The organism is Pseudooctadecabacter jejudonensis, from assembly GCF_900172275.1.
Classification (GTDB): domain Bacteria; phylum Pseudomonadota; class Alphaproteobacteria; order Rhodobacterales; family Rhodobacteraceae; genus Octadecabacter; species Octadecabacter jejudonensis.
Genome location: NZ_FWFT01000001.1, coordinates 315,202 through 328,548, shown reverse-complemented (window position 1 = coordinate 328,548; position 13,347 = coordinate 315,202). Strand labels below are relative to the sequence as shown.

General features: G+C 59.4%; 15 protein-coding genes and 1 tRNA gene. 3 read left to right on the top strand and 13 right to left on the bottom strand.

Annotated elements, in window-relative coordinates:
- The 8 genes from PSJ8397_RS01600 to PSJ8397_RS01565 all read right to left on the bottom strand — a co-directional run bounded on the left by PSJ8397_RS01600 (position 1) and on the right by PSJ8397_RS01565 (position 6,261).
- A complete protein-coding gene (locus PSJ8397_RS01600) occupies positions 1-1,266 on the bottom strand; it encodes a glutamate-5-semialdehyde dehydrogenase (protein WP_085862807.1) in 1,266 nt (421 codons plus the stop codon).
- Positions 1,267-2,370 (bottom strand): glutamate 5-kinase, encoded by a 1,104-nt coding sequence (gene proB / locus PSJ8397_RS01595; protein ID WP_085862806.1) that lies wholly within the window; start codon positions 2,368-2,370, stop codon positions 1,267-1,269.
- Positions 2,358-3,395 carry a GTPase ObgE gene (obgE, locus tag PSJ8397_RS01590; protein WP_085862805.1) on the bottom strand — a complete coding sequence of 346 codons (1,038 nt, stop codon included), beginning with the start codon at positions 3,393-3,395 and terminating at the stop codon, positions 2,358-2,360. The genes proB and obgE overlap by 13 nt, the downstream gene beginning before the upstream one ends.
- 55 nt (positions 3,396-3,450) lie before the next feature.
- The gene (locus tag PSJ8397_RS01585; protein ID WP_085862804.1) at positions 3,451-4,014 is read right to left on the bottom strand and encodes a GNAT family N-acetyltransferase; all 564 of its coding nucleotides are present in this window, start codon (positions 4,012-4,014) and stop codon (positions 3,451-3,453) included.
- Positions 4,011-4,619, bottom strand: a complete 609-nt coding sequence (locus tag PSJ8397_RS01580) for a LysE family translocator (protein ID WP_085862803.1) — start codon at positions 4,617-4,619, stop codon at positions 4,011-4,013. The genes PSJ8397_RS01585 and PSJ8397_RS01580 overlap by 4 nt, the downstream gene beginning before the upstream one ends.
- Positions 4,616-5,164: a GNAT family N-acetyltransferase gene (locus PSJ8397_RS01575; protein WP_085862802.1), complete on the bottom strand. Its 549-nt coding sequence runs from the start codon at positions 5,162-5,164 to the stop codon at positions 4,616-4,618. Before PSJ8397_RS01575 ends, PSJ8397_RS01580 begins: the two co-directional genes overlap by 4 nt.
- An 84-nt stretch (positions 5,165-5,248) precedes the next feature.
- A complete protein-coding gene (gene rpmA, locus PSJ8397_RS01570; protein WP_085862801.1) occupies positions 5,249-5,518 on the bottom strand; it encodes a 50S ribosomal protein L27 in 270 nt (89 codons plus the stop codon).
- A 23-nt stretch (positions 5,519-5,541) separates the two neighbouring features.
- Complete coding sequence (locus PSJ8397_RS01565) at positions 5,542-6,261, bottom strand: 50S ribosomal protein L21 (protein ID WP_085862800.1); 720 nt, start codon at positions 6,259-6,261, stop codon at positions 5,542-5,544.
- A gap of 184 nt (positions 6,262-6,445) precedes the next feature.
- On the opposite strand from PSJ8397_RS01565, the gene PSJ8397_RS01560 reads away from it, so the two are divergent.
- Positions 6,446-6,799, top strand: a complete 354-nt coding sequence (locus PSJ8397_RS01560) for a hypothetical protein (RefSeq protein WP_085862799.1) — start codon at positions 6,446-6,448, stop codon at positions 6,797-6,799.
- A 2-nt stretch (positions 6,800-6,801) separates the two neighbouring features.
- On the opposite strand, the gene PSJ8397_RS01555 is transcribed toward PSJ8397_RS01560, so the two are convergent.
- A complete protein-coding gene (locus tag PSJ8397_RS01555) occupies positions 6,802-7,632 on the bottom strand; it encodes a DUF2059 domain-containing protein (RefSeq protein ID WP_085862798.1) in 831 nt (276 codons plus the stop codon).
- Between the two features lie 152 nt (positions 7,633-7,784).
- Between PSJ8397_RS01555 and PSJ8397_RS01550 the strand changes: the two genes are divergently transcribed.
- Positions 7,785-7,874 (top strand) — tRNA-Ser (locus PSJ8397_RS01550).
- 146 nt (positions 7,875-8,020) lie between these two features.
- Positions 8,021-8,215, top strand: coding sequence for a hypothetical protein (locus tag PSJ8397_RS01545; RefSeq protein ID WP_085862797.1), 195 nt, complete (start codon positions 8,021-8,023; stop codon positions 8,213-8,215).
- A gap of 74 nt (positions 8,216-8,289) precedes the next feature.
- Here the strand turns inward: PSJ8397_RS01545 and glpK are convergent, their stop codons facing one another.
- From glpK to PSJ8397_RS01525, 4 genes are read right to left on the bottom strand one after another with little or no spacing between them, the layout of a single operon-like run.
- The gene (glpK, locus tag PSJ8397_RS01540) at positions 8,290-9,756 is read right to left on the bottom strand and encodes a glycerol kinase GlpK (RefSeq protein ID WP_085862796.1); all 1,467 of its coding nucleotides are present in this window, start codon (positions 9,754-9,756) and stop codon (positions 8,290-8,292) included.
- On the bottom strand, positions 9,753-10,511 hold the full coding sequence (locus PSJ8397_RS01535; RefSeq protein ID WP_085862795.1) for an RlmE family RNA methyltransferase: 759 nt from the start codon (positions 10,509-10,511) through the stop codon (positions 9,753-9,755). The genes glpK and PSJ8397_RS01535 overlap by 4 nt, the downstream gene beginning before the upstream one ends.
- A gap of 20 nt (positions 10,512-10,531) precedes the next feature.
- Entirely contained in the window at positions 10,532-11,656 is a 1,125-nt protein-coding gene (locus PSJ8397_RS01530; protein ID WP_085862794.1) for an ABC transporter ATP-binding protein, read from the bottom strand.
- Between the two features lie 24 nt (positions 11,657-11,680).
- Positions 11,681-13,336 (bottom strand): alpha-amylase family glycosyl hydrolase, encoded by a 1,656-nt coding sequence (locus PSJ8397_RS01525; RefSeq protein WP_085862793.1) that lies wholly within the window; start codon positions 13,334-13,336, stop codon positions 11,681-11,683.
- Positions 13,337-13,347 lie beyond the last annotated feature (11 nt).

Below are 13,347 nucleotides of genomic sequence, written 5' to 3'. Positions count from 1 at the left end.
TTAGGCGCGCACAGCCCCGCCGCCGGACACCAGATACTTGAAACTGGTCAGTTGCGCCGCCCCAACCGGCCCGCGGGCGTGCATTTTGCCCGTCGCAATGCCGATTTCGCCCCCCATGCCGAATTCACCGCCATCGGCAAACTGGGTGGATGCATTATGCATCAGGATCGCACTGTCGAGACGGTTAAAGAACGTCTCTACCGCGACCGGATCTTCGCTGATGATGGCGTCCGTGTGGTTGGACCCATAGGTCTGGATGTGATCAATGGCCTCGTCCAACCCATCGACCAGTTTCACCGCCACGATCATATCCAGAAACTCACGTCCGAAATCATCCGGGGCCGCCTCAACCGTGCCTGGGGTCTCCAGCAGCTTGCCAGTCGTACGGACCTCAACACCCTTGGCCATCAGCGCCTCAATCAGATGGGCGCCGTGTTGGGTGTAATACTGCCAGTCCATCAGCAGACATTCCATCGCGCCACAAATACCCGTCCGGCGGGTTTTGGCATTCAAAACAATGCGTTCCGCCATGTTCTTATCGGCCGTTTTGCCCACATAGATATGGCAAATCCCCTCTAGGTGGGCGAACACCGGCACCCGCGCCTCACGTTGGACAAGCCCCACAAGGCCCTCGCCACCACGGGGCACGATCACATCAATCGTGTCCGTCATGGTCAACATTTGCTGCACCGCCGCGCGGTCACGTGTGGGCACCAGCTGTACCGAATCCTCAGGCAATCCCGCCTCGCGAAGGCCCTGTTGCAGGCAGGCGTGGATCGCGCGGGAGGAATGGAAGCTCTCCGACCCGCCGCGCAGGATCACCGCATTGCCGGCCTTCAAACACAGCGCGCCGGCGTCTGCCGTCACATTTGGACGGCTTTCGTAAATGACGCCAATAACGCCAAGGGGTGTGCGCACACGTCGGATTTTCAGGCCCGTGGGCTGCTCCCATTCCTCAAGCACTGCACCCACAGGATCTGCCTGTTCCGCCACCGCGCGCAGGGCGTCCACAATGCCGCGAATGCGGTCTTCATCCAGCATTAGCCGGTCCATCATGGCCGCGGACAGGCCCTTTTCCTCACCAAACACCAAATCCTCGGCGTTGGCATCGATTATGTCCTGCCGGTTGGCCCAAACGGCCTCAGCCGCGCCAATAAGGGCGGCATGTTTGCGGTCGGCGGTGGCGGTGGCCAGAATGGCACTCGCCGCTTTTGCCCGTGCGCCGATGTCGGCCATCAGGGCGTTGATATTCATGTCGTCTTTCATTCAAATCACCATGTCGTCGCGGTGGATCAATACGCTGCGCCCTTCATAGCCCAACGCCGTTGCGATGTCTTGGCTGCGTTTGCCCTGCACCGCGCGCGCCTCTGCGGCCGCATAGCGGGACAACCCCAAGCCAAGTTGGGCCCCCGCCGGTGACAGGATGGCCACGGCATCCCCGCGGCCAAAATCCCCCGTTACGTTCGTAATGCCAATGGGCAGCAGTGATTTGCCTTGTTTCAACGCGGCCTCGGCCCCTGCATCGACGAATACCTCGCCGTGCGGTTTCATTGCCGCGATCCAGCGTTTGCGGGCGGCTGTGGGGTTGGTTTGCGCCGTGAACCATGTGGCGCGCGCGCCGTCTTCCATGGCTTTCAAGGGGTTAAGGGGCAAACCTAATGTAATCGCCATGGCACAACCCGCATCGGTGGCCAGCTTTGCCGCCATGATCTTGGTCTTCATGCCACCTTTGCTGAGGCCCGATCCCGCGTCGCCCGCCTGCGCCTCAATCTCTGGCGTGATTTCTGATACGATATCATAGTGTTGCGCGTCTTTGTTCATATTTGGATTGTCTGTATACAGACCATCCACATCAGACAACAACACCAGACAATCCGCCCCAACCGTCACCGCCACTTGGGCCGCCAACCTGTCATTGTCACCATAGCGGATTTCATCCGTTGCAACCGTGTCATTCTCGTTCACGATGGGTGTCACGCCCAGCGACAACAAGGTCTCCATCGTCGCACGGGAATTGAGGTAGCGCCGCCGATCTTCGCTGTCCTCCAGCGTGACCAGCACCTGCGCCGTCGTGATCCCGTGGGGCGCCAAAGCCTCCTCATAGGCGCGCGCCAGTCGAATCTGGCCGACTGCGGCAGAGGCCTGCGCCTGTTCCAATGGCAAATCCCCGACCCCAAGGCCCAGCACCCCGCGCCCTAACGCGATGGACCCAGACGACACCAAAATTACATCCGTCCCCCGCGTACGGATCCTTGCCACGTCCTCGGCCAAAGCGCGCAGCCAATCGTCCCGCAATCCTGTGTCTTGATCCACCAACAGGGCTGATCCGATCTTGACGACCAGCCGTTTGGCCTTTGCTATGGCTGCCAAGGTGCGACCTCTTGGCTTTCAGTTTTCTGCCGCAGCTTGTCCTCCGCGATCTCGTCTTTCAACGCGCGCAACACCTCAACCGTGCCCTCGCCCGTGGCCCCCGACATCATCGTCACGTCAACGCCTGTGCCCGCCTTGATCTCATCCATGATGAACTGACGTTCCTCGTCATCAAGCGTGTCGACCTTATTCAACACCGTCACCCGCGGCTTGTCGGCCAGCGGCCCGTCGTAATTCTCAAGCTCACCAATGATGGTTTTGTAATCGCCCACCGGATCGCCTGAGGTGCCGTCGATCAGATGCAAGAGCACCGAACACCGCTCAACATGTCCAAGGAACAAATCGCCCAGGCCCTTTCCCTCAGACGCGCCCTCAATCAGGCCGGGAATATCCGCGATCACGAACTCTGCGCCATCCACGCCCACAACGCCCAGGTTGGGCACCAACGTGGTGAACGGATAATCGGCAATCTTGGGGCGTGCGTTGGATGTGGCGGCCAGAAACGTGGATTTGCCCGCATTGGGCAGCCCCAACAGACCCGCATCCGCAATCAGTTTCAGTCGCAGCCAGATCGTGCGGTCGATCCCGTCTTGCCCCGGGTTGGCGCGGCGTGGCGCTTGGTTCGTGGCGGATTTGAAGTGCAGGTTGCCCCAGCCGCCGTTGCCCCCCTTGGCCAGCACAAAGCGTTCGCCCGTGGTGTCCATATCCTTGATGACGGTTTCCTGATCTTCGTCCATGATCTCTGTGCCCGTTGGCACCTTGAGGACGATGTCAGCCCCATCCGCGCCGGTGCGCTGCTGGCCCTTCCCAGCCTCACCGTTCTTGGCAAAGAAATGCTGCTGATACCGGAAATCGATAAGCGTGTTGAGGTTATCAACCGCCTCAATAATCACATCACCGCCCTTGCCGCCGTCACCGCCATTGGGCCCGCCGTATTCGATATACTTCTCACGTCGGAACGAAATGCACCCGCCCCCGCCGCTGCCGGAGCGGATGTAGACTTTGCACAGGTCGAGGAATTTCATGGGTTCGGTCTTTCTTATGTCTCAGGCCACGCGATACGCGAAACCGCTGCGTGTCTCAAGCCGTGCCCATCTTGCGCACATAGGTCCACGTGGGGATCACCGCGCCGCGCGCCACGCTAAAGGTTTCCGCGTCACCCAGATAGGCAAAGCCCGCATTGGTCAGCACGCGGGCCGATGTGGGGTTGTCCTGAAAAACTTCCGCATAAATATCGCAAGCACCTTGCGGGTTGGCGGCCAACACACAGGCCACAGCCTCCGATGCGATGCCGCTGTTCCAAAAGGCTGGCGCCACCCAATAGCGGATTTCGGATTGGTTGCGGTCCAGACGGTTGAGTTTCAATAGGCCCATCACCTCGGCATGGCCCTGAGCGCTGCCGTCGATGGCCCAAAAATCCTCAGACCGATCGGGCGCGTTGGCGCGCGTGATCATATTCGTCACATAATCCGGTGGCAGCGGATTGGGGATCTGGCGGGTCATGTCTGCCACGCGCACGTCACCCAGATACATCCCCAAAAGCCCCGCATCAGAGGCCCGCAAGGCCCGCAGATTGAACCTGTCCGCTGTCATCGTCATTTGCGGGCATGCATCATCCGTCTGGATTTGAAGTTGTGCTGTCATGGTGCGCGTCCTCCTCCGAATAGCGCATAGATCACCGACGCCACCGTCAGGGCCGCCAGTGTCCACATCAAATACCGCTCCGCCGGTTTGCCAGCCACGCCCGCTGCAATGGTCTGCCCCGCGAAGGTCCAGATCGGGTGCAGCAGGATTTGTAGACCCAACAAACAGATGGCGATGGTGGCGGTGGCCTGCAAGGGGGGGGTGCCCGCGCTCACGAAGGTTGTGAACCCGGTCGTGATCATGCCCCAGGCTTTGGGGTTCAGCGGATGCACGATCAGTCCGGCCAGAAAGCCGGGCGGCTGGTCGTCGGCTTGGCCGACGGTTAGTCGCATCCCAGCCACACGCCACGCCAGATAAAGGATGTAGGCCACCGACACCCATTTCAGGATATCAAACACCAGCGGATAGTCTTCCTGCACCGCCATCAGGCCAAAGCCCAACGGCCAGATGATCAACTGTTTGCCGAATGCCACACCCACCACGAAAGGCAACGCACGACGCAGCCCGAACCGCGCGCCCGTTGTCAGCAGCACCATATTGGCAGGGCCCGGCGTGCCCACTTGGCTGGCCGCGAAGGTCAGAAATGGCAAGATCGCAACGCTCATGCGGGAAACTCCGACGCCAACAGGCCCATCATGATGTCGTCCTGCCACCGGCCCGCCACGAGGGCGTTTTCACGAAGACGGCCTTCCTCCACAAATCCCAACTTGCGGTAACAGGCGATGGCGCGGGCGTTGTCATCCAGCACCCGCAACGCCACGCGGTGCAGACCCAATGTATCAAACGCGTAACCCAGGATCAGCCGGATCGCAGCCTCCCCGATGCCCTGATCAAGTTTGGCCTCATCCAACAGTCCCACGGCCAATATCGCACGTTTGTCGGTCTCATCGAGGGAATGCAAAAACACAACACCGGTCAGCGCGCCACGGTGATCAATGGCAAAAGCATGATCCTTATCCACATGGGCGGCCACCCACGCCTTCGCATCGTCGTGGGTGTAGGGCCCCATCTCTGCGGCATCGACGCCATAGCCCTTCAGGATCTCAGCCGATCGACCCAGGGCAAACCGGTCTGCGACGTCGTCGTGTGTCACCCTGCGCAAGGACACATCCCCCGACGTCAGGACGGGCTGTGCAGTGTTTCGTGTCATGACGCCCTCCTTCCCTTGCAGCGGCAACGAAAAAGGGGCCGGTTTGCACCGACCCCTTTTATTTTTCAAAACCTATGGGTTCGGTTATTCAGCGGCCTCGGCCACCGGCATCACGGAAATATACGTGCGGCCCTTGAAACCCTTGCGGAAGGACACGGCGCCTTCGACGGTTGCAAAGATCGTGTGATCCTTGCCTTCGCCGACGCCCTCACCTGGCCACCACTTGTTGCCACGCTGACGTGCAATGATGTTGCCTGGGATGACGGCTTCGCCACCGAACTTCTTGATGCCAAGGCGGCGACCGGCTGAGTCGCGACCGTTACGGGATGAACCGCCTGCTTTTTTATGTGCCATTGGGGATCTCCTAAATCTCGAACTTACTTCGCCAGTTTCTTGGCTTGCTCAATCCAGCCTTCACGCTCGATCCGGCCTTTGAAGGACAGCTTTTCGCCGAACTCCTCAACGTCGGCCTCTGTCCAGGCTGCGATCTGGGCGAATGTTGTGATGCCGGATGCGTGCAGCTTTTTCTCCAGGGCTGGGCCAACGCCGCTCAGCTCCTTGAGGTCATCTGCGCCTGCCGCTGCGGGGGCTTCAGCCGCCTTTGCGGGCTCGGCCGTCTTGGCGGGGGCTGCTTTCTTGGCAGGTGCCGCTTTCTTGGGGGCGGACGCACGTTCAGCCGCAGCTGCAGCCTTTTCAGACGTCGGCGCGCCTTTGGCGTTTGCGCGTTCCATCATCGCCGCAGACATAAAGCCCGCACCGGCAACAGCCGCCATGACACCGGATTTCCCAGCACCCTTTTCAAGGATGTCGGTGATGCGAACCAGCGTCAGCTGCTGACGGTGGCCCTTGGTGCGCTTGGAGGAGTGCTTCCGGCGACGCTTGACGAAGTTGATCGTCTTTTCGCCTTTGATCTGGTCAATGACCTCGGCCTGAACGCCAGCGTCTTCGACCAGCGGAGCACCCACGGTGTTGCCGACCATCAAAACGTCGTTGAATTGAACTTTATCGCCAGCCTCGGCTGCGATTTTCTCGATACGCAGAACGTCGCCAGAGGCGACTCGGTACTGCTTGCCACCGGTTTTAAGAACCGCAAACATTGTCTTTTCCTTTTCCATCGCGTCTCTGGGGCCCCTTGTTTCCAAGGCGTTCATCGCATCTGCAACCCGTGGACAGCGCGCCCGTCTGGGGCGAATTTTCGCTTATGTCCCGAACAAAGCCTTGCTCGGATGGCGGCTTATCTGGCCAAATCGCCTGCAAGTCAACCCATATGAGGCGATCTTCATGCGCAAATCGGCCCTTCTTTGTCTGTGTTTTCTAGCCGCCTGCAGCGATAAGGCCAACCACCTTGGCAATCCGCTTCTTTTGCCGTTCAACGCGGTGTCAAATGCCGTGGGCAACGCCGCTTACGCCAACCGGCGCGCCAAGGTTGAGGTCTTCGTGAAAACCAACCACCCCGCACTCATGTCGGATTTGCGCGCAGGCGGCGGCCCGACCCTGACAGCGGCGTTTGATCTGGCAAACGTCCCGGCCTCCGTCCGTGCGCCCCACACCCTGCAGATGCAATCGGACGCCGCATTGTATCAGACCAATTACGCCGCCCTGATCACGGCGATCATGGTGGTCTCTAACGTGTAGATTTACAGATCCTGGCTTGTCATCTCATTGGCCGCAGCGCGGCCCAATGACCGGCTGATCCCGTTGAACAACCTCTCGAAGCTGACAAACATGGCGCGGTTGATCTCTTCCCCCGCGTCGGTTTCAGAAAACGCGATGTAGGCCAGCAAATCCGCCTCATCCAAGGGGGCATAGGCCAAGAACAAGAAAGAATGGATCCATTGCGTGGTGTTGGCGCGGATTTCAGCCTCTTGGCCCCAAACGTCTATCAAAATCTGCTCTTCTGTCAACGACCCGCCAAAGGCACCGCCATCGACCAACCCGCCATAAAACGCGAGGTTTGAGTTCAGCGAGGCCGCGACGTTGGTTTCGATCAGGTTGTTGATCGTCACAAAATCCTCAACCAGCCCCATGCGGGGGTCTTCGCTGGCCATCGCGGCGGCGGCGGCCTCTTCGCTGGCCGCCTCCACGGCCTCATCCAGAAACGCACGGCGTGCGCCAACCTCAAGGCTGACGATAGTCTGGCCCTGGTCGGATCCAAAAAAGGCGATGATCGGGGCCAAATCCACGTCCTCCAACGCGGCGCCAAAATCCTCTCGGACCATGCCGACCATGACGTCATAGTCGTATATCCTCTCAACGGTGGCCGTCCACTCGGCGCTGGGTTGTCCTGCAAACAGATCCTGCCCGATCGTGGCCCCGTAGCTCAGGCCCTCTTCGCGCATGATCGAAAGGATGTCTTCCAGCATCAGATCTTCGAACAGCGCATCAATTTCGGCGTCCTGGGCCAAAACCGGGGTGCCAATGGCCAGAACTGCGCCCATGGCGGCGGCCGTCAATGTGGTGCGAAACATGCCTGTGATCCTTTTGCTGGTCATACATATCAATATGTGTCGCAGCAGGGCTTTCCAAGGGGCGGCTGGCTTGATTGACAGATAAGTCATCTGCCCTCTTGCACGCAGCCCGCCCCGCCAGTATCACGCCCCCGATCACACCAGATCAGCGCGGAGAGGTGCCGGAGTGGTCGAACGGGGCGGATTCGAAATCCGTTGTACCTTCACGGGTACCCGGGGTTCGAATCCCCGTCTCTCTGCCACATCACCCTCTTGCATCGAACGTCGAACGCGCCCGTCTGCGCGCCCCACAAACGTCTTCAAATGCCCTTTACGTTGCCCAATTCCGAACACGATTGGTGGAAACAATCATCTCCAATAGATGAGTATTGGTATCGGAGAATGAACAATGCATTTCACTAGCAACACAGCGACCATCGTGTCCGAAGTCCGCACCTTCGTGATGAACGAACGCGCAAGCGCCCTGTCCGACCGCGAATGGAAGTTCCGACTGCGCGGCTACGGCTATGATGTCCGCAAAACAGAACAAGGCCATGTGGTCAGCACATTGCCCCATGGCGTCGACGTCTGCACCCTGGACTGATCCCGCCCTGCGCAAAGCCGCGCGACCTTGCCCACCCTCCTCATGACGAAAAGTGGCAAGGTGAGCGTCGCGGTTTATGCGCTTTTGGTGCGGGCGATTGCATCCGTCCAGCCCGCATACCGGCGGTCCTTGTCGGCTGCGTCCATCTTGGGCGTGAACTGCTGATCCAGTGCCCAGGTGGCTGCAAAGTCCTGCTGCGCGGGATAGACCCCTGCCCGCATCCCCGCCAGCCACGCCGCACCAAGCGCCGTTGTCTCTAACACTTTTGGTCTGTCGACGGGCGCGCCGATGATGTCGCTAAGAAACTGCATGGCCCAATCGGATGCCGACATGCCGCCGTCCACTCGAAGTGTGCCCTCTGCCGCGCCCGACCAATCCGCGTGCATGGCCTCCAGCAGATCGCGTGTTTGGAACCCGACGCTTTCCAGTGCCGCTTTCGCAAACTCCTCGGGCCCTGCGTTGCGGGTCAGGCCAAAGATCGCACCCCGTGCGTCGGCGTCCCAATAGGGCGCACCAAGCCCGGTAAAGGCCGGCACCAGATACAATTCGACCGACGGGTCCGCCTTTTCCGCGAGCGGATGCGTGTCGGCGGCCTTGGCAATAATGCCCAAGCCATCGCGCAGCCATTGCACCACCGCACCCGCGATAAAGATCGACCCCTCAAGCGCGTAAGTCGTCTTGCCGTCCAACTGATAGGCAATTGTCCCAAGCAGGCGGTTTTGGCTTTGGACCAAATCCTCGCCCGTATTCAACAGCGCAAAACACCCCGTGCCATAGGTGGATTTCAACATGCCCGGCTCAAAACAGGCCTGTCCGATTGTGGCTGCCTGCTGGTCACCCGCCACACCCAAAATCGGCAGCTGGGGGCCAAAAAGATCTGTGGTGCCAAAATCAGCCGCGCAATCCAGCACCTCGGGCAACATGGACATGGGGATGCCCAGACGATCACACATGGTCGAAGACCAGCGCCCCTCACGAATGTCATACAGCATGGTGCGCGCCGCATTGGTGGCGTCCGTCACATGCCGTTTGCCGCCCGTCAGACGCCAGATCAAAAAGCTGTCGACAGTGCCGAAGGCCAGCTTGCCGGCCTCGGCCTTTTCCTGCGCGCCTTCGACGGTTTGCAGGATATAGCGCACCTTGGTCGCGCTGAAATACGGATCGGCCAACAGCCCCGTCTTATGGGTGATTGTCTCTTCGAACCCTTCTGCGCGCAGCTCTTCGCAGAACTTAGCGGTGCGCCGGTCCTGCCAGACGATGGCGTTGTGGATGGGCTTGCCCGTCTCACGGTCCCACACGATTGTGGTTTCGCGCTGGTTGGTGATGCCGATCGCGGCGATGTCATCCGCCTTGGCCACGACCTCTTTGCACACCGCGACAACACTTGCCCAAATCTCTTCTACGTCATGTTCAACCCAGCCCGATTGGGGGTAAATCTGCGTAAACTCTTGCTGGGCCACATGGGCGACGGCCATAGTGTCATCGAACAAGATCGCACGGCTGGATGTCGTGCCCTGATCAATCGCAAGAATATGGGTCATTCGTCTTCGTCCTCACCGTTGCCCCGATAGCCAATGGCCACCACAAATTTCTCTGAACTGTCCGACCGCGAACTGGGCGGTTTGACGTTCAGAACCTTGTTGAATTTCTGCTTGAGGATCTTTTGCAAATCCCCCTCGGCCCCGCCCGCCAGAACCTTGGCGATAAACACGCCGCCTTCTTCCAGAACGTCAAACGCGAAATAGGCCGCGGCCTCACACAGCGCGATGATACGCAAGTGATCTGTCTGTTTGTGCCCCGAGGCAGAAGCCGCCATATCGCTCATCACAACATCCGCGCGCCCGCCGAGCCATTCTTTGACCTTCACGTCCGCGTCGTCTTCCATGAAATCAAGCTGATGCAGAGTGGCACCGGCGATAGGCTCCATCTCTTGCAGGTCCACGCCCAAGATCGTGCCCACAGGCTTGCCCGCCTTTTCGCCCAACGCATTGATGCGTGGCACGGCAACCTGACACCACCCACCGGGGGCCGCGCCCAGATCCACCACCCGTTTTCCGGGCGTAAAGAAATGGAATTTCTCGTTAAGTTCCAGGATTTTATACGCCGCGCGCCCCCGATATCCATCGGCCTTTGCACGCTGCACGTAGGGGTCATTCAACTGCCGCTGCAACCACTTGGTTGACGACATTTTACGCCCGCGGGCGGTCTTTACCTTCACCGTCAGGTCGCGTTGCCCGCGACCTGATGAATTCTTGCCTGCCCGTGATTTGGGCCCCGAGGTTGGTTTCTTAGCCATGCCCCGACGTATCCCGCAGCTTAACGGTAGTAAAGCGACTTGCCGTTCGAGAAGAGATGCACCTTGGCCGGATCGGCCGTCAGATGAACCTCCTGCCCGCGCATGGATTTGTGAATGCCCGGCATTTTTGCGATCACTGTTTTGGTGTCGTCGTCTGCTTTGGGGGGCTCAAAATACAGCAAGGTCACTTCACCCAAGGCTTCGGCGATCTGTACCGTGCCCGAAAACGCATAGGCGCCCCCCTCGGCGGGCACAAAATCCTCTGGCCGGATGCCGACGTTGACCTTTAGCCCCTTGTCGGCGGCCTGCGTCTTGATGTCGGAATAGATCACGCCAGACCCGTCATTGACAGTCACGCCTGTGCGGTCCCCTGTTTCCACAATTTCACCAGCCATCAGGTTCATCGCCGGAGATCCGATAAACTGCGCCACAAATTCATTCTCGGGCGTCTCATAAAGCTCAAGCGGGGTGCCGACCTGCGCGATCGAATGGCTGTAGTTATTGTCTTTGAGTGCATCGAGAACGACAATCCGGCTGGCCAACGTCATCGCCTCAACCTGATCGTGGGTCACGTAGATCATGGTGGAATCCGGCATGGATTCCTTCAGCTGTGCAATCTCGATCCGCGTGGCGACACGAAGCGCCGCATCGAGGTTCGACAAAGGTTCGTCAAACAAATACACCTTCGGGTCGCGCACGATGGACCGTCCGATGGCCACACGTTGACGTTGCCCGCCCGACAGCGCTTTGGGCAAACGATCCAGATATTCCTCAAGCTGGAGGATCTTGGCCGCTTTGTTCACCGCGGCCTCAATCTCTGCCTTTGGCTTTTTGGCCAGCTTCATCGCGAAGCTCATGTTTTCGCGCACGGTCATATGCGGGTAGAGAGCATAGGACTGAAACACCATCGCAATGCCCCGTTGCGCCGGTGGCATGTTGTTGACCACCTGCCCGTCGATCTGCAACTCACCGCCGGTGATCGTTTCAAGCCCTGCAATCATGCGCAAAAGTGTGGATTTTCCGCAGCCCGATGGGCCAACAAAGACGATCAACTCGCCCTGTTTGATGTCCAGGTTGATGTCTTTCAGCACCTCAACCGAGCCGCCATAAACCTTGGCCACATCCGTCAGTTTCAAATCTGCCATCTGTCCCTCTCCCCTAATTCAAATTCAGATCGCTGCCGCAAAATACGGCTGCCACGGTCCAAGGTGTAAGTGTCCATCGTCTGACACCTGGGCCGATCCGATCTCGGTCCCGATGGTGCGCCAGGTTCCCTTTGGCGCGGGGAAATCGGACGGTGTCTCGCTCATGTTGAAGGCGCAAAAGATGGTCTCGCTGTCGTGTGTGCGGGTGAAATAAACGATGTCGCCGTCATGTTTGACGCCGTCATGGTCGCCCTTGGCCAGGGCTGCGTGGGCATGCCGAAAGGCAATCGCGCGGCGGTAATGGTGCAGCAGCGCGCCGGGATCGTCTTCCTGATCGGCCACGGACATATGCATATGTTCATGGCTGACGGGCAACCACGTGCGCGGCGCGTCCGAAAACCCGCCATGCTGGTTGTCGCTGGCCCAAACCATCGGCGTGCGGCAGCCATCACGGCCCTTGAACTTGGGCCAGAACTGGATGCCGTAAGGATCCTGCAAATCCTCAAACGCCACGTCCGCCTCGGGCAGGCCCAACTCTTCGCCCTGATAGATGCACGCAGACCCGCGCAGGCACATCATCAAGGATACAAAGGCCCTCAGGGCGGCTGGCGGCAAATCCCACCGCGTCGCATGGCGCACCACGTCATGGTTGGAATAGGCCCAGCAGGCCCAACCATCAGCCGCATTTTCATCGACGCGTTTCATCACATCCGCGATTGTCTTTGCTGTGGGCTGTGCCCCGCTGAGGAATTCAAACGCATAGCACATCTGCATCAGATCATCGCCAGCGGTGTATTCGCCCATGATCTCAAGCCCCCGTTGGGCATCGCCCACTTCTCCTACGGCCGCGGCGTTGAACGGTTCCATCACCGCGCGCAGCTTGCGCAGGAAATCGAGGTTTTCCGGCTGGTTCTTGGAATACAGGTGTTCTTGGTGATTATACGGGTTCACGGACGGCGCGATGGTGCTGTTGCGCTGTTCGGGCGGCAGGGCCGGATTATCCCGCAACTCGCGGTCGTGCATGTAAAAATTGATGGTGTCCAACCGGAACCCATCAACCCCACGGTGCAACCAGAACCGCGCCACATCCAACAGCGCCTCCTGCACGGCGGGTTCCCAGAAATTCAAATCCGGCTGGGAGACAAGGAAGTTGTGCAGATAGTACTGCTCCCTCTCACCATGCCATTGCCACGCCGATCCGCCAAAGATCGACAGCCAGTTGTTGGGCGGCGTCCCGTCAGGCTTTGCGTCGGCCCAAACGTACCAATCGGCCTTGTCGTTGGTCTTGTCGGCCTTGCTTTCGGCAAACCACGGGTGCTGATCTGACGTGTGCGACAACACCAGATCGATCATCACCTTCACACCCAACGCGTGGGCCGTGCTGACCACGGCGTCAAAATCGCTGAGCGTGCCGAACATCGGGTCCACGTCGCAATAATCGCTGACGTCGTAGCCGAAATCCTTCATTGGGCTGGTGAAGAACGGCGAAATCCAGATCGCGTCCACGCCAAGGCTGGCGATATAGGGCAGCCGTTCGACGATGCCCCCAAGATCACCGATCCCGTCGCCGTTGCTGTCTTGATAGCTGCGCGGATAGATCTGATAGATCACCGCCCCGCGCCACCAATCCGCATCTTTTTCGAAGGACGCTGTGTCCCCCATGGTTTCCATCTTGGTCATTGCCCAAGACC